Origin of the sequence: Kribbella rubisoli (assembly GCF_004217145.1) — a bacterium.
GTDB lineage: Bacteria > Actinomycetota > Actinomycetes > Propionibacteriales > Kribbellaceae > Kribbella > Kribbella rubisoli.
The window spans coordinates 47,246-70,816 of the sequence record NZ_SHKR01000012.1; the positions used below are offsets into that span (position 1 = coordinate 47,246).

General features: G+C 68.2%; 24 protein-coding genes. 9 read left to right on the forward strand and 15 right to left on the reverse strand.

Going from position 1 to position 23,571, the window contains the following annotated elements; genetic code table 11:
- Nucleotides 1-3: 3 nt before the first annotated feature.
- From EV645_RS14440 to EV645_RS14480, 9 genes are all read right to left on the reverse strand, one after another.
- Nucleotides 4-876: a carbohydrate ABC transporter permease gene (locus tag EV645_RS14440; protein WP_130443934.1), complete on the reverse strand. Its 873-nt coding sequence runs from the start codon at nucleotides 874-876 to the stop codon at nucleotides 4-6.
- Nucleotides 876-1,691: a carbohydrate ABC transporter permease gene (locus EV645_RS14445; RefSeq protein ID WP_130443935.1), complete on the reverse strand. Its 816-nt coding sequence runs from the start codon at nucleotides 1,689-1,691 to the stop codon at nucleotides 876-878. The genes EV645_RS14440 and EV645_RS14445 overlap by 1 nt, the downstream gene beginning before the upstream one ends.
- A gap of 203 nt (nucleotides 1,692-1,894) precedes the next feature.
- Entirely contained in the window at nucleotides 1,895-3,163 is a 1,269-nt protein-coding gene (locus EV645_RS14450; protein WP_198681633.1) for an extracellular solute-binding protein, read from the reverse strand.
- Between the two features lie 99 nt (nucleotides 3,164-3,262).
- Nucleotides 3,263-5,284 (reverse strand): ligand-binding sensor domain-containing protein, encoded by a 2,022-nt coding sequence (locus EV645_RS14455; RefSeq protein WP_130443939.1) that lies wholly within the window; start codon nucleotides 5,282-5,284, stop codon nucleotides 3,263-3,265.
- A 127-nt stretch (nucleotides 5,285-5,411) separates the two neighbouring features.
- Nucleotides 5,412-5,975, reverse strand: coding sequence for a hypothetical protein (locus EV645_RS14460; RefSeq protein ID WP_130443941.1), 564 nt, complete (start codon nucleotides 5,973-5,975; stop codon nucleotides 5,412-5,414).
- Nucleotides 5,972-7,123: an L-histidine N(alpha)-methyltransferase gene (locus tag EV645_RS14465; protein WP_130443943.1), complete on the reverse strand. Its 1,152-nt coding sequence runs from the start codon at nucleotides 7,121-7,123 to the stop codon at nucleotides 5,972-5,974. Before EV645_RS14465 ends, EV645_RS14460 begins: the two co-directional genes overlap by 4 nt.
- A 57-nt stretch (nucleotides 7,124-7,180) precedes the next feature.
- Nucleotides 7,181-7,396, reverse strand: a complete 216-nt coding sequence (locus EV645_RS14470; protein ID WP_130443945.1) for a cold-shock protein — start codon at nucleotides 7,394-7,396, stop codon at nucleotides 7,181-7,183.
- Nucleotides 7,397-7,582: 186 nt separating this feature from the next.
- Nucleotides 7,583-7,774, reverse strand: coding sequence for a hypothetical protein (locus EV645_RS14475; protein WP_130443947.1), 192 nt, complete (start codon nucleotides 7,772-7,774; stop codon nucleotides 7,583-7,585).
- Nucleotides 7,771-9,123: a PspC domain-containing protein gene (locus tag EV645_RS14480; RefSeq protein ID WP_242000415.1), complete on the reverse strand. Its 1,353-nt coding sequence runs from the start codon at nucleotides 9,121-9,123 to the stop codon at nucleotides 7,771-7,773. The genes EV645_RS14475 and EV645_RS14480 overlap by 4 nt, the downstream gene beginning before the upstream one ends.
- Before the next feature lie 191 nt (nucleotides 9,124-9,314).
- Between EV645_RS14480 and EV645_RS14485 the strand changes: the two genes are divergently transcribed.
- The 3 genes from EV645_RS14485 (at nucleotide 9,315) to EV645_RS14495 (ending at nucleotide 12,577) form a co-directional block, all read left to right on the forward strand.
- The gene (locus tag EV645_RS14485) at nucleotides 9,315-10,883 is read left to right on the forward strand and encodes a PspC domain-containing protein (RefSeq protein ID WP_130443949.1); all 1,569 of its coding nucleotides are present in this window, start codon (nucleotides 9,315-9,317) and stop codon (nucleotides 10,881-10,883) included.
- Entirely contained in the window at nucleotides 10,880-11,521 is a 642-nt protein-coding gene (locus tag EV645_RS14490; RefSeq protein WP_130443951.1) for a response regulator, read from the forward strand. The genes EV645_RS14485 and EV645_RS14490 overlap by 4 nt, the downstream gene beginning before the upstream one ends.
- A gap of 63 nt (nucleotides 11,522-11,584) precedes the next feature.
- Nucleotides 11,585-12,577, forward strand: coding sequence for an ABC transporter permease (locus tag EV645_RS14495; RefSeq protein WP_130443953.1), 993 nt, complete (start codon nucleotides 11,585-11,587; stop codon nucleotides 12,575-12,577).
- A gap of 4 nt (nucleotides 12,578-12,581) precedes the next feature.
- On the opposite strand, the gene rpsR is transcribed toward EV645_RS14495, so the two are convergent.
- A complete protein-coding gene (gene rpsR, locus EV645_RS14500) occupies nucleotides 12,582-12,824 on the reverse strand; it encodes a 30S ribosomal protein S18 (RefSeq protein ID WP_130443954.1) in 243 nt (80 codons plus the stop codon).
- A gap of 137 nt (nucleotides 12,825-12,961) precedes the next feature.
- Between rpsR and EV645_RS14505 the strand changes: the two genes are divergently transcribed.
- Nucleotides 12,962-14,284, forward strand: coding sequence for a C1 family peptidase (locus EV645_RS14505; protein ID WP_130443956.1), 1,323 nt, complete (start codon nucleotides 12,962-12,964; stop codon nucleotides 14,282-14,284).
- Between the two features lie 51 nt (nucleotides 14,285-14,335).
- Here EV645_RS14505 and EV645_RS14510 read toward each other — a convergent pair whose 3' ends face one another.
- Together EV645_RS14510 and EV645_RS14515 are read right to left on the reverse strand one after the other, a co-directional pair.
- Nucleotides 14,336-15,088, reverse strand: coding sequence for an alpha/beta fold hydrolase (locus EV645_RS14510; protein WP_130443958.1), 753 nt, complete (start codon nucleotides 15,086-15,088; stop codon nucleotides 14,336-14,338).
- Nucleotides 15,089-15,129: 41 nt separating this feature from the next.
- Complete coding sequence (locus tag EV645_RS14515) at nucleotides 15,130-15,858, reverse strand: PIG-L deacetylase family protein (protein ID WP_242000416.1); 729 nt, start codon at nucleotides 15,856-15,858, stop codon at nucleotides 15,130-15,132.
- A gap of 43 nt (nucleotides 15,859-15,901) precedes the next feature.
- Between EV645_RS14515 and EV645_RS14520 the strand changes: the two genes are divergently transcribed.
- Complete coding sequence (locus EV645_RS14520) at nucleotides 15,902-16,972, forward strand: serine hydrolase domain-containing protein (RefSeq protein WP_130443960.1); 1,071 nt, start codon at nucleotides 15,902-15,904, stop codon at nucleotides 16,970-16,972.
- Here the strand turns inward: EV645_RS14520 and EV645_RS14525 are convergent.
- Nucleotides 16,969-17,577 (reverse strand): ClpP family protease, encoded by a 609-nt coding sequence (locus EV645_RS14525; protein ID WP_130443962.1) that lies wholly within the window; start codon nucleotides 17,575-17,577, stop codon nucleotides 16,969-16,971. The genes EV645_RS14520 and EV645_RS14525 overlap by 4 nt on opposite strands.
- Nucleotides 17,574-18,173: a ClpP family protease gene (locus EV645_RS14530; RefSeq protein WP_130443964.1), complete on the reverse strand. Its 600-nt coding sequence runs from the start codon at nucleotides 18,171-18,173 to the stop codon at nucleotides 17,574-17,576. The genes EV645_RS14525 and EV645_RS14530 overlap by 4 nt, the downstream gene beginning before the upstream one ends.
- A gap of 265 nt (nucleotides 18,174-18,438) precedes the next feature.
- Here EV645_RS14530 and EV645_RS14535 point away from each other — a divergent pair, with 265 nt between their 5' ends.
- On the forward strand, nucleotides 18,439-18,795 hold the full coding sequence (locus EV645_RS14535; RefSeq protein WP_130443966.1) for a hypothetical protein: 357 nt from the start codon (nucleotides 18,439-18,441) through the stop codon (nucleotides 18,793-18,795).
- Here EV645_RS14535 and EV645_RS14540 read toward each other — a convergent pair.
- Nucleotides 18,792-19,664 carry an alpha/beta hydrolase gene (locus tag EV645_RS14540; RefSeq protein ID WP_130443968.1) on the reverse strand — a complete coding sequence of 291 codons (873 nt, stop codon included), beginning with the start codon at nucleotides 19,662-19,664 and terminating at the stop codon, nucleotides 18,792-18,794. The two genes, EV645_RS14535 and EV645_RS14540, sit on opposite strands and share 4 nt — an antisense overlap.
- A gap of 76 nt (nucleotides 19,665-19,740) precedes the next feature.
- Here EV645_RS14540 and pcrA point away from each other — a divergent pair, with 76 nt between their 5' ends.
- From pcrA to EV645_RS14555, 3 genes are all read left to right on the forward strand, one after another.
- Complete coding sequence (pcrA, locus tag EV645_RS14545) at nucleotides 19,741-22,074, forward strand: DNA helicase PcrA (RefSeq protein WP_130443970.1); 2,334 nt, start codon at nucleotides 19,741-19,743, stop codon at nucleotides 22,072-22,074.
- 130 nt (nucleotides 22,075-22,204) lie between these two features.
- Nucleotides 22,205-22,765 (forward strand): hypothetical protein, encoded by a 561-nt coding sequence (locus EV645_RS14550; RefSeq protein WP_130443972.1) that lies wholly within the window; start codon nucleotides 22,205-22,207, stop codon nucleotides 22,763-22,765.
- A 39-nt stretch (nucleotides 22,766-22,804) separates the two neighbouring features.
- Nucleotides 22,805-23,488 (forward strand): TetR/AcrR family transcriptional regulator, encoded by a 684-nt coding sequence (locus EV645_RS14555; protein WP_130443974.1) that lies wholly within the window; start codon nucleotides 22,805-22,807, stop codon nucleotides 23,486-23,488.
- Nucleotides 23,489-23,571 lie beyond the last annotated feature (83 nt).

Consider the following 23,571-nt stretch of genomic DNA (forward strand, 5'->3'; position numbering starts at 1 on the left):
TCCTCAGGCCTTCAGACCTGACATGGCTATCGAGTCGGTCAGGTAGCGCTGGAGCAGGCCGAAGACCAGGAGGCTGGGAACCACGGTGATGGTGGCGCCGGCCATGACCTGGTTGATGGGGACGGCCTGGGTCTGCAACGTGGCCAGGCCGACGGTGAGGGTCTGCATCTTGCCGGACTGGCCGATGACCAGGGGCCAGAGGAAATCGTTCCAGTGCCACAGGAAGACGAAGATTCCCAGCGTGGCCAGCACCGGGCGGATCAGCGGTACGACGATTGTCGTGAAGATGCGCCACTCGGACGCCCCGTCGATCTCCGCGGCTTCGAAGAGTTCGTCGGGGAGTTGCATGATGAACTGCCGCATCAGGAAGACGGCTTGCGAGTTGGCCAGCGTCGGGACGATCAGACCCCAGTAGCTGTCTACCCAGTCGAACCGTGAGACCAAGATGTACGACGGGATCAGCGTCGCCTGGAACGGGACCATCAGCGTGGCCAGGAACGCCCAGAACATGATCTCGCGCCCCGGGAACTTCTTCTTCGCGAAGGCATAGCCGGCCATCGACGCGAACAGCAGCACGCAGACGACCGAGACGAGCGAGTAGAGCAGCGAGTTGACCGTCCACCGTGGGATGTCCGAGCTGGACAGCACGCGCGAGAAGTTGTCCAGCGTGAAGTTCGCCGGGTTCAGCGCATCGGGGAAGGTCCGCCCGCTGGGCGGCGCGAAAGCGACCATCACCATCGCCGCGAACGGAACGATCGTCACGATCGCGGTCAGCGTCAGCAAGGTCGGCAACGTCAAGCGGGCCGCCGTACGCCGGCCGACCGCCTTGGTCTCCCTGACGGCCCGTACCGGCGGGCGTTCGAGCATGTTGACCATCAGTCGTCCCTCCCGACGAGCCGGCGCTGCACGAGCGAGACGATCAGCACGATCAGGAACAGCACCAGACCGATCGCGCTGGCGTAACCGAAGTCGAAGTACTTGAAACCGCTGTCGTACAGGAAGTACACGAGCGAGTAGCTGGACCGCACCGGCCCGCCGCCGGTCATCACGTACATCGCGTCGAAGACCTGGAACGCGCCGATGGTCTCGATCACGAGCACGAAGAACAGCACCGGGCGGAGCTGGGGCAGCGTCACGTACCGGAACCGCTGCCAGGTGCCGGCGCCGTCTATCATCGCCGCCTCGAGGTACGACTTCGGTACCGCCTGCAGGCCCGCGAGCAGGATCAGCATCGAGTACCCGAAGCCCTTCCACGCCGACGTGACAGCGATCGACGGGAGCACGGTGCCGGACTGGGTGAGGAAGTCGATCGGGCCGATGTCGACCAGGCCGAGTACTGCGTTCAGCAGGCCGTCCTGGGCGTCGTAGATCCACTTCCAGATGACCGCGGCAAGCACGATGCTCGTCACGTATGGGAGGAAGAAGACGCCTCGGAAGAATCCGCGCTTCCAGACCACTTGGTGGAGCAGTACTGCGGTGCCGAGCGAGAGCAGGACTGTCAGCGGGACGAAGATCACCGTGTAGGTGACGGTGACGAGAAGTGCCTGGTGGAAGACGCTGTCCGACAACAGCCGCGTGTAGTTGTCGAGGGCAATGAAATCCCACTTGCCGCTGAGTCGGTAGTCGGTCAGCGAGAGCAGGAAAGCGCCGACCACCGGCAAGAACCGGAACACCAGGAACAGCAGCAGCATCGGCGCAACAAACAGCAGCCCGACCCATGGCCGACGGCGCGGTCCGCCTCGCCCTGCGGGCGAGGCGGACCGCGAAAAGGCGGAGTGGAGGCGTGAGCCGAAGCGGCGGTGGTCGGGGGAGGTATCGCCGGCGGCGACCGACTGCGCCGGCTGACCGGGCACGGGTCCCGCCCGACCCGTGCCCGGCACCTGGCGTGCCTCCGTCAACGCTGTCTCGACAGGAGGTCGTTGGCTTGTTTGGCTGCGTCGTCCAGGGCCTGTTGGGGCTGCTTCTTGCCGGTGAGGACGGCCTGGATCTCCGTGCTCAGGAAGGACATCACCTGACGCGCGGACGCGTTCGGTTCGCCCGGTACGGCGTACTGGAGGGCGTCATGGAACTTCGCCGCGTTCGGGTCGGTCGACTCCGACTTGGCGTCGTTCCGCGGCGAGTAGAAGCCGGACGCCTTGCTCAGCGGGTCCAGTTGGGCCGGCTGCATCATGAACGACAGGAACTTCTTCGACGCGTCGACGTTGTCCGACGCCGCATTCAGCACCAGGCCGCCCGGCAGTCCGAACCCGACCTGCTTCTTGCCGGTCAGCGGCGAACCGATCTCGACGTTCGCCGCGCCCCAGGTCTTGGTGACGGTGGCGACGTCGGCCGGCACGCTGGTCATCGCCATCGCGACCTGACCCTTGCCGAACGGCGAGTCGGCGACCACGTTGCTCGCGCCGATCGCGGTCTTGGGGATCGCGCCCTCGTCGTACAGCGACTTCAGGAACGTCAGCGCCTCCAGACCCGGAGCCTGGTTGAACGTCACGGACTTGCCGTCGTCGGCGAACACCTTGCCGCCGGCCTGCCACAGCAGCGGGTAGAAGTTCAGGTTCAGCGTCGCCTCGGGCGCGGCCGAGTAGTCCAGCGTGGCGAACCCGGCCGCCTTGAGCTTCGGCGCGGCCGCCTTGATCTCGTCCCAGGTCTCCGGCGGCTTGGTGATCCCCGCCTTGGCCAGGACGGTCTTGTTGTACATCGTCGAGGTGACGGTGTGGTAGATCGGTGCGCCGTACACCTTGCCGTCGACGCTCAGACCCGGGATCGCGGCCGGCAGGAACTTGTCCTTGTCCGGCGCGACCACGTCGTCGATCGGCTCCAGCGAGCCGCTCTTCACGTACTGCGGGATCTGGTCCGGGATCATCAGGAGGACGTCCGGGCCCTTCTTGCCGGAGAACGCCGCCGCGACCTTCTCCTCCCGGTTCGCCCAGGGCTGCATCTCCAGCTTCAGGTCGATCCCGGAGTTCGCCGCCTCGAAGTCGGTCTCGACCTTCTTCCAGTAGGCGTCGCTGGCCGCCTGGTCGGCGATCACCGGGTACATCCAGAGCGTGACGCTCTTCTTCGAGTCCGAGGAGCCCGAGTCGCCTCCGCCGCAGGAACTGAGCGCGGCGGCGAGAACGAGCGCCGTGAGTGGTGCCGCGATGCGGCGGACGGTGGAAAACAACATGGGCTTCATTGCACCCCCAGGGTGTCCGGAAGTCAGGGCCGGAAGTAGTTGCACCGAATAACGGTCAGGACCGAAAGTAGCCGGGGTGAATTTCTGCTGTCAACGGCTGATATCAATCCGGAACAGCTCGGACCCGCTCGTCATCAGCAGTTGGTGGTCTCCCCGGACCCCGAGCCGCCGGTGCGCGTGCTCGACGAACAGCGTCGGGACGGCCTTCTTCCCGGGCTCGATCCGGTAGATCTTGTTCAGGTCGATGCTCACGTAGACCGCCTCCCGGGTGGACACGATGTCCCCGCTGGAGGTCGTCGTACCGAGCGTGAAGGACTTCTTCAGCTTGCCGCTGTCGGGGGCCACCGCGAACACCGTCTTGCCGGCCACGCCCCACAGCAGGCCGTCCGGCCCGATCGTGACCGACGAGACCGTCGCCGCACCCGGCACCGGCACGGTCTCCCAGAGCTTCTTCTTCTTGGCCACGTCCCACGCGAATACTGTGCCCGCTTCCCGGGTCGGCGGTGTGGTGGTCAGCCCGCCGGCGATCGACGTGCCGCCGTACACGATGCCGCAGTTCGCGGTCAGGCCGAAGACCGACTCGTCCTGTACGACGTTGCGGTACTTCTCCGCCGTACCGGTCTTGGGGTCGTAGATGACCAGCGCGCCGCCGAGCCGGTCGCCGTCCGGGACCGTGCCGACCGCGATCTTGCCGTTCACCTCGGCCAGCGCGCGGGCCCGGGTCTGGAACAGGTCCGCCTTCAGGTTGAGCGCCTGGACCGGGTTGTCCGGCGTACCGGGCGGGCCGGGGGAGTACTCCGGACTGCTCCACGGCTTGCTCAGGTCGTAGTCGTAGAGCCGAGCCTCGGGATAGGCGCCGATCCACAGGTTGCCGCCGGAGCCCTCCATCAGCGCCTCGACCTGGGAGAACCGGTTGAACGTCGTCGCGCCGGTGTCCGGGTTGACGACGGACACGCCGCCGTTGAGGAAGCCGCCGGCGTAGATGTTGTTCTTGCCGCCGGCCACGGACAGGATCTCGATCGGCTCCCGCCGTACCTTGGTCTGGAAGATCTCGGACTTGCCGGTCTGCGGGTTGTACCGGAACTCCTCGCCGCGCCACAGGGTGCCGACGACGCTGGTCCCCGGGTAGTCCGGCAGGTCCAGGTCGGCGTACCCGATCGAGCGGGCGTTCTGGATCCGGCCGGTGAAGGTCAGGCCGGTCCCGGTCAGGGTCTTGGTGGCCGGGTCGTACTTCTTCAGCTCACTCGCCTGGATCATGTACAGCGAGCCGTCCGCGCCGATCGGCGAGATGTCCAGCCCGTGCTCGTTCGCGATCTCGTCGACCCAGGTCCTGGACGCGATGTCCCAGACGTACATCGGGCCCGGGAACGCCGTACTGACGCGGGTGTAGACGCGGCCGCCGCGGACGTTGAGGTCGTAGACGACCTTGTCCTTCGGATCGCCCATCGTCGGTGGCGCCGGGATCTCGGTGACCGCGCCGGTGGCCACGTCGATCTCCTGGAAGTACGCGTCCGGCTCGGTGCCGGTGTAGAGCTTGCCGTTGGCGTAGTCGATGCTCTTCACGTACCCCTGGCCGGCCTTGATCGTGCCGTAGTCGCGGACGGCGCCGGTCGCGTGGTCGTAGCTGAAAACCCGCCCGTGCGGGTACGTGCCGCCGTACACATTGCCCTGCTCGTCGACCGTGATCCGCAGGATGAACGTCTCGGACGCGAGCGGCCGGCCCAGGTCCTCCGCGGTGGTCGCGCCGGGCTTCAACCGGTACAGGTGGCCGTTGTTGTACGTGCCGGCGTAGATCGTGCCGTCGGGCGCGGCGGCGACCGCGTAACTGCCGTCCGCGCCGGGCAGCGCCGTGGAGAGCAGGCTGTCGCCGGTGGCCGGGTCGATCGCGTTCAGGTACGCCGGGCTGCCGCTGGACACGTTCCAGATCGCGGTCTTGCCGTTCGGGCCGGGCGCGACCGTACCGCCGATCAGCAGTACGTCGGACAGCGGAACGCCCAGCGAGGTCAGAGTCGCTGTCGGCGGATGATGCCCTGCCTCAGCAGCGGGAGTGGTCAGAGTCGTGACGAGTACGGCGGCGAGTGCCACCGCGATGAGCGAGCGGGCTGATCGCATGCGATGCCTCCGGGGTGCCGTATTTACGGTCCTGTCCGAAAGTGAAGCGCCGACGGCATCCTCAAGTCAACGTCTCATCCCAATTTGCCACTTCTGGCAGCAGTTGCTCCGGTTTCGGCCTCGGCCGTTAAGGCTGCGAGATGTGCGCGAGCAGGTTCTGCAGCTTCTCGCGAGTGGCTGCGAAGTAGCTGTTCTCGCGGTGCAGGGCGCGGTGGAAGGCGGCCAGCTCGGCCGGCGAGATCGTGTTCGAGAACGTGCTGATCTCGGTCAGGTCGAGCCGGCGGTTGAACAGGTGCACGGTGTCCCGCCAGCGATGCAGGAGCCCGACCAGGTCGGCGTCCCGATGCAGGCCGAGCGCTCCGGACACCAGCGCGAGATCCACCGCGGACACCACCAGCCGCGGGTACACCTGCCGTGAGGTCGGCGCGTCCGGCGAGAACCGCTCGTCGTTGAGCAGCCGGGTGTTCTCCTGCAGTTCGTCCACCACAGCACGCAGCACTTCGGTACGCCGCTCTGCCTCGGCCGTCAGCCGCTCGACGAAGATGCCGCTCAGCCCGGCAACCAGCGTGAGCGTGTTGACGGCCGGCTCCCACCGCGAGTTTCCCGGCCAGAAGAACCAGATGATGCCGAGAACGAACGCCACCCCGAGCAGGCCGTACGTCACCACCGTGACGACGGTCCGCCGGGTCATGTCGCCCAGATGTCGTCGGCGAGGCTGTGCGCCGCCTCACCGGCCGCATTCGGCGCGAGCAGGAGCAGCTCCAGACCGAACGGGTTCGGACGGCGGGTGTACCGGAACTGGGACTGGATCGCCTCGACCGGCGTCAGCTGGCAGGCCTCGGTGAGCCGCTTCAGCCGGTCCGTCGAGTACTTCCGGGTGGTGTAGAGCCGGATCGTGTCGCCGATCGGCAGCACCACCTCGGTGTGGTCCGGCAGCTCCATCCGGATCTCGGCGTCGGTGTCGTTCTGCCAGAGGATCTTGACCAGCAGCGCGTCCTCGTCCTCGACCTCGCCGATGAACTTGACCCGGTCGTTGTTGATCTTGAGATCGGTGTTGTACCGCAGGGCGCTGGTGACGAACTCAGCGAAGGCACGGGTCTGGTGGTACTCGTCGGCGGCCGCGTCCGCGGTCTCCTGGTCCAGCCGGGTCGTGCTTGCGACCTCGAGCAGCAGCCGGTCCTGCGGCCGGAGCACCCGAGTCAGGGTGCCGAGCAGCTCCTCGTCGCTCTCGAAGTTGGCCAGCGTGTTGCCGGTGAGCGTGAACAGGATCGGGTCGTTGCCGACCAGCCGGGCGAGCATCTGCGCGAGCTCGTCCATGTTGTCGGCGATCGAGAAGTCCAGCTGCACCGGCAGCACCTGCGACACCGGGAAGCGGGCGCCGCGGACGGGCTCCAGCGTGCCCATCCGCAGCATCTCCGAGCTCATGTCGACCGGGATGTAATACATGTCCCGGTTGTTCCGGCGCATGTCGCTGAGGATCGTCCGGTCCTTGACGCCGGTGCCGACGCCGAGGCTGACGAGGTGGAAGCCGCCGTTCTCGACGTGCGGGCGGACCTTGCGCCAGTGCCGCAGGAACGACTCGGCGCCGGCCTTCATGACCAGGTAGAACGGGTCGTTGGTGGCGTTCGCCCAGGCGATGGTCGGGCCGATACCCCAGTACGAGAAGCCGGACGTGATCTGCTTGCCGTCGCCGGTGGTCGACACCGGCCCGCGCAGGTCGCCGGTCAGCGTCGCGAGCTTGTCGGTCTGATCCTCGCCGACGAGCAGCAGGGACCAGGCGAAATCGTCGTCGGCCAGCGCATGCTCGAGCTTCCGGATCACGGGTACCGGCTCTGCCACGTCCCACCCCTCACACGATGAGACGTCAGGTTATCGGTTGCCGGACCATACCGCTGGTCAGATCGGTGTGACCGCGTCTGCTTCGCGGCCCTTGGGCCCGTCGACGATCTGGAACTCGACCGGCTGGCCGTCCTCGAGGGTCTTGTACCCGTCGGAGACGATCTTGCTCCAGTGCACGAACACATCGTCGACGTCGTTACCGCCACCGGCCTCGACGGCAAGAAAACCGTAGCCCTTGTCGGCGTTGAACCACTTCACGGTGCCGCGCACCATCAGAACTCCTCGACCACGGGACCACTTATCCAGGCCCCTCGCGATCAACAAGCCTAACCGAGCCCGCTGCCACGCAGACCGCCGTGCCCACGAGGTCAGCGCGAATGTCCACCAACCGGGCAGCAAGATGCCACCGGCAACCAACATGACGAGCTGGCCGCCACGGTCGGCGTACCGCCCGGCGAGTTAGCCGCGGCGGGAGGCGGCCAGGCCGAGGACGCCTGCGGTGACCAGCAGGAGGGCGCTGGTGACGCCGAGGTCGTCGGTCTGGAGGACGCCGTTCTCGGTCAGCATCCAGATCGTGGCCGCACCGGTCAGGACCGCGCCCGTCACGACACCGGGAACGTCCGGCTTCGTCTTGCGTGGCTGCTGGCTCATCCGCGCTCCACCTTGATACTGCCCAGCCTGACGTCCAGGTCCAGGGTGACCTGCTGCGGACCGGCCTTGCCGTCCGTGCCGAGGTCGTTGAGGTTCAGCTCGGCATTATGTCCGCCCTGGTGCTGGTCGAGGAAGGAGACGTCTCCCATTTCGGCCGACAGGTTGCCGGTCACATCGACGTTCTCGGGCACCTTGACGATCACCTCGCCGGCTCCGCCGTGGACGTCGACCTTCGCGCCCGGGCCGAACTTCGCCTTGGTCAGGTCGAGATGCACCGACCCGGCGTCGAACTGGTAGCTGGTCCCGGTCGCGGTGATGGTCTGGCCGATCGGCGCGACGTAGTTGGTGTCGGCGAAATTGCGCGGAATGCTCGGGAACACCGTGCTCGCCACCGCACCGGCCGCGAGCAGGATGCCCAGCGGCAGCAGGGCCAGCGTGCGGCCGACGAACCCGCCCAGCAGCATGCCGGCGCCGAGCGTGGCCAGGCCGATGACCAGCATGGTCGCCGTCGAGGCGCCCGCCAGCGCGGCGATCCCGATCGCGAGACCGGTCAGTACGACGACGATCGACTTGATCCCGCGCATGCCCTTCGCGGGCGGTCCGGCGGGCTTGCTGCTGACCGGCGGGGTGGTGCCGGCCGGCTCGTCGACGTACAGGCCGAGAGGGTCGTCCTCGGTCCACACAGGCTGGACCGGTTCGACGGTGCGGTCCTGGGGTCGCTGTGTGGCCGAGGACGACGGACCCGTCGGGGGAGCTGACGGGTCGTTCTGGGACGGCGAGTACGCCGAAGTGGCCTGCTGGCCGGGCGTGGTGTCCTGCGGGCGGCCGGTCCAGTTGGTGCCCTGGCCGCTCCAGTTCGCGTTCGGATCGCCCAGGTACTGGTTCCGCCGGCCGCGGCCGATCCCGCCGTTCTTGCGCTGCTTGGCGACCACCCAGATCACCGCGAGCACGATCAGCGGCCCGGGAACGAAGCGGCCGAAGTCGAACGACGACATCATCGCGATCGCGGCGAACACACAGGCGCCGATGACGACCGGCCACAACCACGGGTGGTCGGGACGGACCCGGTCACCGAACAGACCCTGCGCCGCCGAGCGGTCGCTGCCCTCGTCGGGCATCAGGACCCAGGCGGCGACGTAGAAGATGATCCCGGGGCCGCTCAGGATCAGCACAGCCATCACCACGCGGATCAGCACGGGGTCGATGTTCAGCGCGCGGCCGATGCCGCCGCAGACACCGGCGACCCAACGGTCCGACCTGCTGCGCCGCCACGTCTGCGGGTTCTGCAGGCGGTCGCGGTCGAACCCCCCGGGTCCACTCTGGTTCTGCTCCATGTCATCGATACTCACACCGTCCTCGCGTGCGGAACATCGGGATGCACCCTGACGATCCCCGGAGTCGGCGCCGTGCGGGTGGGTGGCCGGGCGGGGGTTTCGGGGTTCTCCCCGAGGCGACCCTGAGCCACGCGGGCGGGCGCTGAGGAGGCGGCCGGGGACAAGCCTGCTGGTGTGCGGCCCGTCCACATGTGACGATCGTTGTGATGAGCCAGCCAGCAGCCGCGCCGCCGGGCGGGACCTCCACGAACGGAGGCCAGCCCGAGCCGACACCTGCGCCCAACGGGCAGGACCAGTGGCGCTACAAAGGCTGGGGCCCTGAAGGCCCCGGGCAGTACCAAGGCCCGTACGCCGCTTACGCCGCCCGGATGGCCGCAGAGCAGGCCGCTGGTGGTCATCAGCGCGCTGGTGGCCCGCAGTACGCCCCTGGTGGTGCCGGCACCCCGCCTTATGGCCAGCCCGGTCCGGCGTACGGACCCGGCGCAGCGCTTCCCCCTCGGCAGCCGACGGACCCGCCTCGCCGGGCGTACCGGCGTACCGAAGGACGGGTCGTCGCCGGTGTGGCCGGCGGGATCGCGGACCACCTCGGCGTGTCCGACACGCTCGTGCGGCTGGTGCTGATCGCGACGACGGTGTTCGGCGGCTTCGGCGTACTGATCTATGCAGCCCTGTGGTTCCTGATGCCGCTCGCGCCGGACAACGTCCCGGGTGCACCGGGTCTGGCCGCGCACACCCGCAGCGGAATGCGCTCCGACGAGCCGCCGCCCCCGGTAGCCGAGGCGAAGCAGCGGAAGCGGGAGAAGAGCCGTGGCCAGCTGCCCGCATTGGTGGCCATCGGCATCGGTCTGTGCCTGCTGTTGCAGGTCGCCGGGTTCGGGATCGCCGGCAAGCTGTTCTGGCCGCTGGTGTTCGCCGCGACCGGTCTAGCTCTGATCTGGCGGCAGGCTGACGAGAACCAGAAGGACAAGTGGACGCAGGACATCCGCGTTCCGATCCTCGGCCTGGTGCTCGGCAAGGGCGGCTGGAAGTCGCTGATCCGGATCGCCGTCGGCCTGATCCTGATCGGTACTGCGGTCACTCTGTTCCTGGTCCAGAACGGCCGGCTGTCGATGGTCGGCGACGTACTCATCGCTCTGCTGCTTGCCGTCGTCGGCATCGGTGTGATCGCCGGGCCCTGGGTGCACCGGCTGAGCCGCGACCTGAACTCCGAGCGCGCCGAGCGGGTCCGCTCGCAGGAGCGTGCCGACATGGCCGCACACCTGCACGACTCGGTGCTGCAGACGCTCGCGCTGATCCAGAAGCAGGCGGAGGACCCGAAGGCGGTGACCCGGCTGGCCCGCTCGCAGGAGCGCGAGCTTCGGTCCTGGCTGTACGACGAGGACGACACCACCGACCAGACCATCGCCAGCGCGGCGAAGCGGGCCGCGGCCGAGGTCGAGGACTCGCACGGCGTGCCGATCGAGGTGATCACGGTCGGCGACTGCGACCTGACCGAGCCGCTGTCGTCGATGGTGCGGGCCGCCCGTGAGTCGATGGTGAACGCCGCCAAGCACTCAGGTGCTGCGAAGATCGACGTGTTCGTCGAGGTCGACGGCGACCGGGTGGAGATGTTCGTCCGCGACCGGGGCAAGGGCTTCGATGTCGACGAGGTACCGGACGACCGGCTGGGCTTGCGGCACAGTGTGATGGGCAGGATGGAACGGCACGGCGGCCGCGCAACAGTGCGGTCCGATCCGGAGACTGGCACGGAAGTGCGACTGGAGATGGACAGATGAGCAGCAGGCGCGTTGTCGTCGTCGACGATCACGACATGTTCCGGGCCGGGGTACGCAGTGAGATCGGCGCCTCGGTCGACATCGTCGGGGAGGGATCCGACGTCGACACCGCGGTCAAGGCGATCGTCGGCACCGAGCCCGACGTCGTACTGCTCGACGTCCACCTGCCCGGCGGCGGTGGCACCGAGGTGATGAAGCAGGTGCACCAACGGCACCCGGACATCAAGTTCCTCGCCCTGTCGGTGTCCGACGCGGCCGAGGACGTGATCGGCGTGATCCGGGCCGGCGCCCGCGGGTACGTCACCAAGAACATCTCCGGCACCGAGCTGATCGACGCGATCAACCGGGTCGCCGACGGTGACGCGGTCTTCTCGCCGCGGCTGGCCGGCTTCGTCCTGGACGCCTTCTCCGGCGCGATCGACATCGCCTCGGTGGACGAGGACCTCGACCGGCTCTCACAGCGTGAGCGCGAGGTCCTGCGGCTGATCGCGCGCGGCTACGCCTACAAGGAAGTCGCCCGTGAGCTGTTCATCTCGGTGAAGACCGTCGAGACCCACGTCTCCTCGGTACTGCGGAAGCTGCAGCTGTCCAACCGGCACGAACTGACCCGCTGGGCGACCGACCGCCGCCTGGTCTGACCTTCGCTGCCCCCTTCGAGGTAATCTCCACCGATCAGGTGGGGTTTCGAAGGGGGCAGTGTCGTGTTGCATTACGTGGTACGCCGGGTCGCGTCCGCGATCAGTGTGGTCGCGGTGACGCTGGTCGCGACGTTCGCGCTGTTCTTCATCGCGCCGACCGACCCCGCGGCGGCGATCTGCGGTGAGCGCAAGTGCCCGCAGTCGCGGTACGACGAGATCAGGGCGAACCTGCACCTCGACGAGCCGAAGGTCCAGCAGTTCAGCCGGTACGCGCAGGGCATCGTCGTCGGCCGCGACTTCGAGACGTCCGGCGTGGTCCAGCACTGCTCGGCGCCGTGCCTGGGCTTCTCCTTCAAGAACGACCGCCCGGTGACCGGCACGTTGATGTCCCGGCTGCCGGTGACCGCCTCGCTGGTCCTCGGGTACGGCGTACTCGTGCTGACGATCGGTGTGTCGGCCGGCGCGATGGCGGCCAGACGACGCGGTACGCCGGGGGACCGGCTGATGATGAGCGGCACGCTGCTGATCAGCTCGGTGCCGTACTACATCGTCGGCCTGATGGCGGCGCTCTACCTGACGATCCTCTACCCGATCCTGCCGCGGAGCGGATGGGTGTCGCCGCTCGAGAGTCCGTGGCACTGGTTCACGGGACTGGTGGCGCCGTGGGTGATCCTGAGCCTGTACGGGTGTACCGACTACGCCCGCTACTCCCGCGGGTCGATGGTGGAGACGCTGAACGAGGACTTCATCCGGACCGCTCGCGCCAAGGGCCTGTCGGACCGGGCCGTCACCTACAAGCACGCGCTGCGGGCCGGGCTGATCCCGGTCGTGACGATCTTCGGCCTGGACCTGGCCGCCAGCCTGTCCGGGGCGATCTTCACCGAGAAGATCTTCGACCTGCCGGGGCTCGGCGTACTGGCGCTGGACGCGGTCAGCGACTACGACCTGCCGGTGATCATGGGCACGGTGCTGCTCGGCTCGGTGCTGCTGGTCGCGATGAACCTGATCGTCGATCTCGCCTACAGCGTGATCGATCCCCGGGTCCGGCTGCAGTAGCGGATCAGCGGCCCGCCGAGGTGTACGGCAGCAAGGCCATCTCGCGGGCGTTCTTGATCGCGCGGGCGACCTGCTTCTGCTGCTGCACCGACAGACCGGTGACCCGGCGGGAGCGGATCTTGCCGCGGTCGGAGATGAATTTCCGCAGCAGCGCGGTGTCCTTGTAGTCGATATAGGTGATGCCGTCGCGGTCCAGCGGGTTCTGCTTCGGCTTGCGCTTGCCGGTCGGGGCCGGGCGTCGGGCCATGCCGCCACTCCTTCTTGAATGTCGTTTTCAACTAGCGTAGCTCACGCGTCCGTTGGTGGCGCGTTTCGGCCAGGGCATGGATTCGCCACCCCGGTAACGGCGGTCCCGGCTTGGTGGCTGTTATACCGTCGACTCTTATGGAGCGGAATCTCACAGCCGATCAGCTCGCGCTCTTCGAGAAGGAGTTCGCGTCGAACCCGCAGTACCGGGTGATGCAGAACGCCGTCACGCAGACGCCGGTCAACAGCATTGCCCTCGACCGTCAGGTCGTCACGTCGATCGACCATTCGGTGTCGAATCTTCTCGACGACTGGAAGGTGACGAACCAGAAGAAGAGCGGCCGGTGCTGGATGTTCGCCGGGCTGAATCTGCTCCGGGTCGGCGCGGCCGGGAAGCTCGGGGTCAAGGACTTCGAGTTCTCGCAGAACTACGTGCTGTTCTGGGACAAGTTCGAGCGGGCCAACTTCTTCCTCGAGGCGATGATCGACACCGCCGGCCGGGACGCCGACGACCGGACGGTGGCGCACCTGCTGTCCGACCCGATCAGCGACGGCGGCCAGTGGAACATGTTCATCGCACTCGTCCGCAAGCACGGCCTGGTGCCGAAGGCGGCGATGCCGGAGACCGAGAGCTCGTCCGCGACCGCGCAGCTGAACGACGCGCTGCGCAAGCTGCTGCGTCAGGGCGCGCGCGACCTGCGGGCGCTGGAGGGTGACGAGGCCCGCCGCGAGCGCAAGCGCGAGATCCTGACCACCGTGCACCGGGTGCTGAGCATCCACCTCGGGACGCCGCCGCAGAAGTTCCTGTGGCAGTGGAAGGACTCCGACAAGGGCTTCCACCGCGACGGCTGGACCACGCCGACCGAGTTCGCGGCGGCGTACGTGCAGCTGCCGGTCGACGACTACGTCTGCCTCGTGCACGACCCGCGGGCGACCAGCCCGGTCGGCAAGACCTTCACCGTCGACTACCTCGGCAACGTCATCGACGCCCCGCCGGTGGTCTACCTGAACGTCGAGATCGACCTGATGAAGCAGCTCACCCAGGACGCGATCGTCGGCGGCGAGCCGGTCTGGTTCGGTTGCGACGTCGGCAAGCAGATGAACTCCGACCTCGGCTTCTGGGACGCCAAGCTGTACGACTACGGCTCGGTCTACGACACCGAGTTCACGCTGGACAAGGCCGAGCGGCTGGTGCACCACGAGACGCTGATGACCCACGCGATGCTGTTCACCGGCGTCGACCTGGTCGACGGCAAGCCGCGCCGCTGGCGCGTCGAGAACAGCTGGGGCGACGAGAAGGCCGACAGCGGCTTCTGGACCATGAACGACTCCTGGTTCGGCGAGCACGTCTTCGAAATCGCCGTCCGCCGCTCCGCTCTCCCCGCCGACCTCCAGGCCCGCCTGGACGACGAGCCGATCGTCCTCCCGGCCTGGGACCCCATGGGCGCCCTCGCCGACTGACCAACCACTCATTAGACGGACCCCGGCCCCCGGCCGGGGTCCGTCCTACGTTCAGACCTCTTCGGTGAGGGCTGTTCGGAGGAGGGTGGTGGTTTCGGTGGGGCGTTCGAGGAGGGGGAGGTGGCCTGCCCAGGGGAGGTCGATGCGTTCTGAGGTGGGGAGGCGGTCGGCCAGGTAGTCGGCGCTGTCGGTGAAGAAGCGGAAGTCGTGGGCGCCTGTGACGAGCCAGACGGGGGCGGTGATCCGCTCGGGCTCGACCGGCCATTCCTCGTTGTCGACGTCGCCGGCGGCCAGCTGGACGTCGTACGCGTGCTGCTGCATGGTGCGGAGGAGGTCGCGGGACTCGGCGCTCGCGTCGGGGCCGATCCAGCGGTTCACGGTGAGCTCGGTGGCGCCCGCTACATCGCCGGCGTCGATCAGGGCGTTCTCCTCGGCCCAGAGCGCGCGCAACTCCTCGTCGGGCTCGACGTTGTCGGTCGGCGCGCACAGCAGGACCACGCGGGCGAACCGCTCCGGCTCTCGGCTCGCCACCTGCTGTACGACGTACCCGCCGTACGACGCCCCGACGGCGGACACCGCGCCCGCGCCGGCCTCGTCCAGGACGGCGAGCACATCAGCGGCGTCTGAGTACTTCGCTCCGGCCTCGAGCGGGGTCTCGCCGTACCCACGCAGGTCGAGCGTGATGACCTGGTGGTCGTCGCGGAGGTCTTCCACCAGGGCGGACCACATGCGGGCGTCGGCGACCCCGGCATGCACGAGCAGGACCGTCGGCCCGTCGCCGACCACGGTGTAAGAGATAGTCATGGTCGAACCATCGCCGGTCGAACCGGCTTCCAGCAAACCGATTAGCGCATGCGGATGACGGTGAAGTCTTCGGCGAAGTGGTTCGGCGGGAAGCCGGCGCTCGCGGCGACCTCGGCGAAGTGCCTGCGGATTCCGTTGAGCAGGGCGTCGGGGTCGCGGTGCTGGCTGGTGTGGGACATCAGCGCGGCCACCTTCTGGTCGAAGGTGTCGGTGATGTCGACGTGGTGGTTGATGTCCGGGTGGTCCATCATCCACAGCTCGTCGACGTCCCAGGCCTCCTCGGCCAGATCCGTGTACGCATAGGGGTTGCCGGCCGCCGGATAGAACGCCCGTACGGCGGCCTCGGCCGCGGCCAGGTGGTCCGGGTGGGAAACCTGGAGGCGGGACCACACGCGCTCGGGCGATTGCGTGAGCAGGCGCTGCGGACGGACCGTGCGGATCACCCGGCTGATGTCGCGGACCAGCTCGAACGTCGGCTCGACCGCGCCGTCGGCGTACCCGAGGAAGTGCAGGTCGTGGACCCCGACGTGTTCCGCGGCGGCCGTCTGCTCGGCCCGTCGGACGGCGGGAATCTCGGCGCGATCGCGGTCCGGCTCGAAGCCGCCGGCCTGACCGTCCGTGACGATGCAGTAGTGCACGTCGATCCCGGCCTTGGTCCACAACGCGACCGTCCCGGCGCCGCCGAAGTCGATGTCGTCGGGGTGTGCGACGACCACCAGCACCCGCTCGATTTCACTGTCCGGCCGCGGATTCGCCTCAGGCACTGTCACGTCAAGACCCTAACTGTTTGCCCGGACGGGCACAGTTGAATTCATGGAGTTCGGTGGCACGTGCGATCCGCAGGACGCAGGCCTCGATCCCGCCGGGCTTACACAAGCGATTGAGTTGATCGAGGCCCGGGGCGCTGTTGCGCAGCTGTGCGTCGTTCGCCATGGTCAGGTGGTCGTCGACCGGTCCTTCGGGTGTGCACCGAACGCATTGTTCTGGCTCTTCTCCGCGAGCAAGCCGTACCTCGCCGTCGTGATCCACCAGCTCGTCGAGGCGGGCCGGCTGCACCTGGACGACGCGGTCGCGGCGTACTGGCCGGAGTTCGGCGAGAACGGAAAGCGCGAGATCACCGTCCGTCATGTGCTGCGGCACCGGTCCGGGGTGTCCCACGCCGGCTCGTACGTCGGTGAGGCCCGCGCGATGACCGACTGGAACCGTTCGCTCCGCCGGATCGAGGAGGCCAAGCCCCGCTGGCCGATCGGCACCGTCGCCTACAGCCCGCTCGCCTTCGGGTTCATCCTGAGCGAAGTCGCCCGGCGCTGCAGCGGGGTCCCGATCCACGAGCTGGTACGTCGGTTCGTCCTGGAACCGCTCGGCGTCGCCGACACGCACCTCGGGCTGCCCGCCGACCTGTGGCAGCGGCATGTGCCGGTGCGTGCCGTGGGTCCGCTCGGGCCGTTCATCCAGTCCGTGGTGAATCGGCGCAGTACACGCGAGGCCCTCGTGCCGGCTGCTGGGATGTCGACGACGGCGCGGGACCTGGTGACCTTTTATCAGGCGTTGCTCGGCGGAGCGCTCCTACGGCCGGAGACGCTCGCGGTGGCCTGTGAGCCGAGCAGCGAGGGTGATATCGACCGGACCGCGCGGGCGCCGATCCGTTGGTCGCAAGGGTTCCAGCTCGGCGGACCGCGGTGGATCGAGGGCGCGTCGACGTCGCTCGGCTCGCTGAGCAGCCCACGGACGTTCGGTCACAACGGCAGCAACTGCTGTATCGGGTGGGCCGACCCGGATCGCCAGATCACGTATGCGTACCTGACCAACCGGGTCGGCCGTCCCACCGCCGACCAAGCCCACCACGCCGCCGTCGCCGACAAGGTCCTGGAGGCCGCAGGTTAGGCGAGCGCGGCGACCGGGAGCCGTTCGCTGATCACGTGGTCGACGAGCCCGTACGACTTGGCGCCTTCCGCGGTCAGCACGTGGTCGCGATCGGTGTCGTGGCGCAGTTGCTCGATCGTCTGCCCGGTGTGCCGCGCGAGGATCGTCTCGACCTGGCTGCGAACCCGCACCACCTCGTCGGCCTGCAGGATCAGGTCCGGGATCGTGCCCTGACCGCGCGCAGCCGGCTGGTGCAGCACGACCCGCGCATGCGGCAGTACGGCGCGACGCCCGGCCGCACCGCCGGCCAGCAGGACCGCCCCGGCCGAGATCGCCTGGCCGACGCAGAACGTCGCGACGGGGGACTGGATGTACTGCATGGTGTCGTAGATCGCGAGCATCGCGGTCATGTCGCCGCCCTCGCAGTTGATGTACAGGTTGATCTCCTGCTCGGGCTTGTCGACCTCGAGGTGCAGGAGCTGTGCGATCAGCGCGTTCGCGACGCCGGCGTCGATCGCCGTACCGAGGTAGATGATGCGCTCGCTGAGCAGGTGCGAGTAGACGTCCATGATCCGCTCGCCCCGCGGGTGCTGGGCGATCACGTTCGGGATCGTGTAGCTGCTCATGCCGCGACCTCCTTCTTCTTGGGCATGACCTGGTCGAACGACTCGACGATGTGGTCGATGAAGCCGTACTCGCGGGCCTGGTCGGCGGTGTACCAGTGGTCGTGCAGCGAGTCCTCGTGCACGGTCTCGAACGGCTGGCCGGTGTCGTCGGCGATCAGCCCGAGCACGGTGTCGCGGATGTGCCGCAGGTCGTTGGCCTGGATCTCGATCTCCACCGCGGAGCCGCCGATCCCGGCCGAGCCCTGGTGCATCAGGACGCGTGCGTGCCGGAGGGCGTAGCGCTTGCCCGGCGTACCGGCCGACAGCAGGAACTGACCCGCGCTGCAGGCCAGCCCGATCGCCAGCGTCGACACGTCGCACGGCACCAGCCGCATCACGTCCCGGATCGCCAGCATCGACGGCACCGAACCGCCGAGCGAGTGGATCCAGAACGAGATGTCGGTGTCCGGGTCCTCGGCCGCGAGCGTGAGGATCTGGGTGGCGAGCAGGGTCCCGTTGTCGTCGTCGAGAGTCCCGTCCAGTACGACGATCCGCTGCCCGAGCAACCGCTGCCGGGCCGTCTCGTTGAACATCGGCGGTTTCATGTCTTCTGCCATGTGTTCAAGGTTGTCCGCGACCGGCGGTGCAATCCCAGCTTTTCTGCTCACGGCAAGTCTGCCCACAGCAAAGCCAAGGAGGTGTCGCCCGGTCCCACGCCTACTGCGCGGCACTCGGCGGGCACCTCGCCGTGCTGGAGCGAAGGGAACGATGAACACCGCATCGACCCCTCCGCTCCAGCACGGCGAGGCACTCCGCCGAGCACCTGCTCGCTACGGCGTGGGACCGGGCGACACCCCCTCATCCTGTGGCAGGCTCCGGCAGGTGATTCTGACTGACGACCTGACCGCGCAGGAGCGCACCCTGCTGGAACTGACCGCGACCCCGGCGGCGACGCTGCTCGGTGCCGCGTCGATGATCCTGCGGACGACGCTGTTCAGCGACGACCCGGCGGCCTGGGTCGACATGTGGCAGGCGCGTCCCGACCTGGCACGGATCGAGTGGTCGGACGGACCGGAGCTCGCCGACGTCGTCGCGCACCTCGCCGCGAAGGACTACGAAGGCCAGATCGAAGGCGTCCCCGGCCTGCGGATCACGTCGTACGACGATCAGTCCGCGAAGATGCTCTGGCTCGGCGCGGCCACACCGGTCGTGCTGCACCTCACCCGCCAACTCTCCTAGAGGACGCCGCGCAGCCTTTCGCCGAAGTCGTCCGGGAAGGTGTGCGCGAGCCCGGGAATCCGCTCGATCGCAAACCCGCTGAGCTGGTCGGCGGCGCCGTCCACGGCCGCCAGCAGGCCGTCGTCGGTGCCGATCCAGATAGTTGCCGGTGACAACGACGCTCGCGCGTCCGGCAGCTCGCGGAGAGCGGGTGCCATCAGCAGCGCGCCCGCAACCGGCGCCGGGGCGGAGGTCAGCGCCCAGTCGAGCGCTGCCCGTCCTCCGGCGGAGAATCCCGCCGCGACGAGGGGCAACTCGCGCAGCTCCGCAGGTAGAGCGTCGAGGCCGCGGCAGATGTCGGCGGTCGCCAGCTCGCGGTCAGGCCAGGTCCGGTACATCGGCGTCATCCGCCGCGACGAGGTGAGGCAGACCAGCGCGTAGCCGAGGTCCAGCACCGGGGCCCAGTTTTCGGCCGCCTGGTCCGCGCGCTGTCCGGCGCCGTGCAGCGCGACCACAGTCCCGGTCAACGCTCCGATCGGCAGCTCGATGAGCGGCGGGACCGGGTCATCCGACACCCGCTCGCCGGACACCGCGACGAGCTCCTGGAACTCGGGCCGGTCCTGCAGCGCGCTCAGGTCGTCGTCACCGGTGAGGATCGACGGGTCCCACCACAACCCGGCCTCGCTCGCCTCCTGAAGGGTCCGCAGCGCGCCGTCGTCGTCGCCGGAGACACCGAGCAGGCAGGCCTTGAGGTGGGCCAGGTCCGCGGCCCACGGCTCCAGCCCGGCGCTCTCCGCCGCGAGCAGCTCGAGGGCATGCTGCGGCTCGCCGCCGGAGTAGAGGCTGACGACGCGGTCGATCAGGGCGTCGAAGCGGGACGTTTCTGCCATGGCCTCAGCCTAGGCGCACCCCTGGCCCGCACCGGTTTTCGGAAAGTGTCGGCGAGAGCGCCTAAGGTGTTGAGTGATGACTACGCTGTTCTCGCCTGATGAGCTCCCAGTGCCGCTGGAGGAGCCGAAGACGTCCCGGACCGACCCCGATTCGCTGCTCGAGGGGCTGAACCCGCAGCAGCGCGCGGCCGTGGTGCATTCCGGCAAGCCGCTGCTGGTGGTGGCCGGTGCGGGTTCGGGCAAGACCCGGGTGCTGACCCGGCGGATCGCCTACCTGCTGGCGGCCCGCGACGCGCATCCAGGGTCGATCCTGGCGATCACGTTCACGAACAAGGCCGCCGCGGAGATGCGCGAGCGGGTGGTGGACCTGGTCGGCCCGCGGGCGAAGCTGATGTGGGTCTCGACGTTCCACAGCTCGTGTGTGCGGATCCTCCGCCGCGACATCAAGCGGTTCGGGATCAGCTCGACGTTCTCGATCTACGACGACACCGACTCGCGCCGGCTGATGACGCTGGTCTGCCGCGAGCTCGACCTCGACGTCAAGCGGTACAACCCGCGCGCCGTGCTGAACTGGATCAGCACCCAGAAGAACGAGCTGATCGACCACGAGACCGCCGCGGCGAAGGCCGAGAACCATCTCGAGGAGACCTACGCCGAGTGCTACCGGACGTACCAGGAGCGCCTCGCGCAGGCGAACGCGCTGGACTTCGACGACCTGCTGATGACCACGGTCAACCTGCTGCAGGCCTTCCCCGAAGTCCGTGAGTATTATCGCCGCCGCTTCCGTCACGTGCTCGTCGACGAGTACCAGGACACCAACCACGCGCAGTACACGCTGATCCGTGAGCTCTGCGGCGAGGACCCGGCCGCGATCAACAATTCAGATGGCAACGGGCCGACTGCTCCGCCGGCCGAGCTGATGGTGGTCGGCGACTCCGACCAGTCGATCTACGCGTTCCGCGGCGCGACGATCCGCAACATCCTCGCGTTCGAAGAGGACTTCGCCGGCGCCGAGACGATCCTGCTCGAGCAGAACTACCGCTCCACCCAGACGATCCTGTCCGCGGCCAACGCGGTGATCGCCCGCAACGAAGGCCGAATGGCGAAGAACCTCTGGTCCGACCAGGGCCAGGGCGAGCAGATCGCGGTGTACGTCGCCGACAACGAGCACGACGAGGCGCAGTTCGTCGCCGACGAGATCGACCGGCTCACCGACGCCGACGGGATCAAGCCGTCCGACGTCGCGGTCTTCTACCGGACCAACGCGCAGTCCCGTGTGTTCGAAGAGGTCTTCATCCGGACCGGCCATCCGTACAAGGTGGTCGGCGGCGTCCGGTTCTACGAGCGCAAGGAGGTCCGCGACGCGCTCGCGTATCTGCGTGTGCTGACGAACCCGGAGGACACCGTCTCGCTGCGCCGGATCATGAACGAGCCGAAGCGCGGGATCGGCGACCGGGCCGAGGCGGCGATCGAGGCGCTGGCGGCGCGTGACCGGATCTCGTTCGCGGCCGCGATGCGCCGGGCCGAGGACGCGCCGGCAATGGCGTCCCGCTCGGTGAACGCCGTGCAGGCCTTCGTGGACATCCTCGACGAGCTGACCGCGATGGTCGACTCGGGTGCGCCGCCGGATGACATCCTCGACGTCGCGCTGCACCGCTCGGGGTACTACGAGACGCTGCAGAAGTCGCCGGATCCGCAGGACGAGACCCGGCTGGAGAACCTGGACGAGTTCATCTCGGTGGCCCGCGAATTCGTCGAGGAGCGGACGGCGGCCGGTGAAGCAGCCGATCTCCAGGCGTTCCTCGAGCGGGTCGCGCTGGTCGCCGACGCGGACCAGATCCCGGATGCGGCCACCGACGGCGTGGTCACGCTGATGACGCTGCACACCGCGAAGGGGCTGGAGTTCCCGGTCGTGTTCCTGACCGGCATGGAGGACGGCGTCTTCCCGCATTCGCGCTCGCTGACCGACCTGAAGGAGCTCGAGGAGGAGCGCCGGCTCGCGTACGTCGGCATCACCCGCGCCCGGCAGCGGCTGGCGATCTCGCGGGCCGCGGTGCGTTCGGCGTACGGCGCTCCGCAGCACAACCCGCCGTCGCGGTTCCTCGAGGAGATCCCGGGCGAGCTGCTCGACTGGCGGCGCGACGAGTCCGCGATCACCCGCTGGTCCGGCACCGGGACGGTCCGCGGCAGCGGCATCCCCAGCCGGTACGAGCCGACCCGCTCGCGTGGCAGCTCCGACAAGCCGGTGATCAGCCTCAACCCGGGCGATCGCGTCGTTCACGACACGTTCGGGATGGGCACGGTCGTCGTGGTCCGCGGCGAGGGCCAGCAGGCGCAGGCAGACATCGACTTCGGCTCCGAGGGCGTCAAACGGCTCCTGCTGCGGTACGCGCCGGTCGAGAAGATCTGACTTCTCGCGGCGGGCCGGCGGCGGCCGGTAATCGCAAGTCCACGTCAACCTTTTGGACGGTCGCGTTGCATCTGGGCCGGAGATTGAGACAATCAAGGGTCTTCGGCCCCTCCCGGAAGCGTCCTCCCACATGTCCAAGTCGTCTGGCAACAACCGCCGGATCATCCTGGCGGGGGCCAATCCTGGGCTGCGGCTGTTCGACGAGCACGGCAAAGTGACGGCGTACGCCTCGATCTGGATGGTCGACTGGTCGATCTGCGGCTCGGGTACGGCGGTCGTGCTGTGGTTCGACGGGATCGTCCGGGTGGTCTCCGAGGACGTCGACCTCGCCTCCTGGCTGGAGCGGTACTTCGTCCGCTCGTTCCTCGAGGTCCAAGGGCTGCCGTGGCACGAGCCGGCCGTCGAGCGGGATCTGGTCCAGGTGTCGATGAACCTCGCGGACGGCCTGAGCGCGAAGGCCGCCGACATCCAGATCGAGATGGGCGGCGTACTCGACCGGCGGCTGTTCGCGACCGACAACTTCCAGCTCGCCGAAGGGAACCACAGCCTCAGCCTGGTGATCGCGCCGGTCCGGTCGGCGACGGTTTCGATCGGCGGCGCTTCGGTCCCGGGCTTCGTGCAGGTCGACGGGTCGCCGGACAAGCCGGGCTCGTCCGCGTTCCTCACCACCGCCGAGGTCTGGCAGCGCTGACCCCTTACGCTGTACGAATCAGCGTTTGGAGGATCAACAGTGGCTAGTCAGGCGCCGGCGCCACGGACGCCGCTGAGCCGCGACCGGGTACTGCGGGCCGCGGTCCAGATCGCCGACGCCGACGGCCTCGACGCCGTCACCATGCGCCGGATCGGCGAAGCGCTCGGTGCCGAGGCGATGTCGCTGTACTACCACGTTGCGAACAAGAACGATCTCCTCGACGGCATCGTCGACGTACTGATAGACGAGCTGAACGAGGCTGTCGACCGCCTGGTCGTCGTCAAGGACTGGAAGGCCGCGATGCGGCACCGCATCCTGACCGCGCGGGCCGTGCTCCTCCGGCACCCATGGGCCCCGCGCCTGCTGGAGAGCCGTACGACGATGCGCCCGGCGGTCGTGATTTACCACGACCGGCTCGTCGGGCTGATGCGATCGGGCGGGTTCTCGTACGACCTCGCTCACCACGCCCTGCACGCGCTCGGCAGCCGGGCGCTCGGCTTCAGCCAGGAACTGTTCGACCCGGCGAACGCGAACCCGAACCCGGACGCCGACGCGCGGATGCTCGCCGAGCTGGCCGAGCAGGTCCCCAACCTGGCCGGCATGCTCGCCGAAGTCGCCCACGACGACCCCGACTCAACCATCGGCTGGTGCGACGACCAACAAGAGTTCGAATTCGCCCTGGACCTGATCCTCGACGGCCTCGCCAGACTCGCCTCCCGCTAGAACCCGCCGCTAGCACCCGCGCCCGACTCCCGCTCGACTCCCGAGCCCAACCTCTTGACGTTTCTTACGGTGTAAGTCAGCCT

Bases quoted from the DNA above. Each gene is read 5' to 3' on its own strand.
- EV645_RS14505 (WP_130443956.1), top strand. From the start codon at position 12,962: ATGGAGCGGAATCTCACAGCCGATCAGCTCGCGCTCTTCGAGAAGGAG.
- EV645_RS14485 (WP_130443949.1), top strand. From the start codon at position 9,315: ATGAGCCAGCCAGCAGCCGCGCCGCCGGGCGGGACCTCCACGAACGGA.
- pcrA (WP_130443970.1), top strand. From the start codon at position 19,741: ATGACTACGCTGTTCTCGCCTGATGAGCTCCCAGTGCCGCTGGAGGAG.
- EV645_RS14475 (WP_130443947.1), bottom strand. From the start codon at position 7,774: ATGAGCCAGCAGCCACGCAAGACGAAGCCGGACGTTCCCGGTGTCGTG.
- EV645_RS14455 (WP_130443939.1), bottom strand. From the start codon at position 5,284: ATGCGATCAGCCCGCTCGCTCATCGCGGTGGCACTCGCCGCCGTACTC.
- EV645_RS14490 (WP_130443951.1), top strand. From the start codon at position 10,880: ATGAGCAGCAGGCGCGTTGTCGTCGTCGACGATCACGACATGTTCCGG.
- EV645_RS14520 (WP_130443960.1), top strand. From the start codon at position 15,902: ATGGAGTTCGGTGGCACGTGCGATCCGCAGGACGCAGGCCTCGATCCC.
- EV645_RS14550 (WP_130443972.1), top strand. From the start codon at position 22,205: ATGTCCAAGTCGTCTGGCAACAACCGCCGGATCATCCTGGCGGGGGCC.
- EV645_RS14440 (WP_130443934.1), bottom strand. From the start codon at position 876: ATGGTCAACATGCTCGAACGCCCGCCGGTACGGGCCGTCAGGGAGACC.
- EV645_RS14530 (WP_130443964.1), bottom strand. From the start codon at position 18,173: ATGGCAGAAGACATGAAACCGCCGATGTTCAACGAGACGGCCCGGCAG.
- EV645_RS14460 (WP_130443941.1), bottom strand. From the start codon at position 5,975: ATGACCCGGCGGACCGTCGTCACGGTGGTGACGTACGGCCTGCTCGGG.
- EV645_RS14450 (WP_198681633.1), bottom strand. From the start codon at position 3,163: ATGTTGTTTTCCACCGTCCGCCGCATCGCGGCACCACTCACGGCGCTC.
- EV645_RS14445 (WP_130443935.1), bottom strand. From the start codon at position 1,691: ATGCTGCTGCTGTTCCTGGTGTTCCGGTTCTTGCCGGTGGTCGGCGCT.
- EV645_RS14525 (WP_130443962.1), bottom strand. From the start codon at position 17,577: ATGAGCAGCTACACGATCCCGAACGTGATCGCCCAGCACCCGCGGGGC.
- EV645_RS14540 (WP_130443968.1), bottom strand. From the start codon at position 19,664: ATGGCAGAAACGTCCCGCTTCGACGCCCTGATCGACCGCGTCGTCAGC.
- EV645_RS14510 (WP_130443958.1), bottom strand. From the start codon at position 15,088: ATGACTATCTCTTACACCGTGGTCGGCGACGGGCCGACGGTCCTGCTC.
- rpsR (WP_130443954.1), bottom strand. From the start codon at position 12,824: ATGGCCCGACGCCCGGCCCCGACCGGCAAGCGCAAGCCGAAGCAGAAC.
- EV645_RS14470 (WP_130443945.1), bottom strand. From the start codon at position 7,396: ATGGTGCGCGGCACCGTGAAGTGGTTCAACGCCGACAAGGGCTACGGT.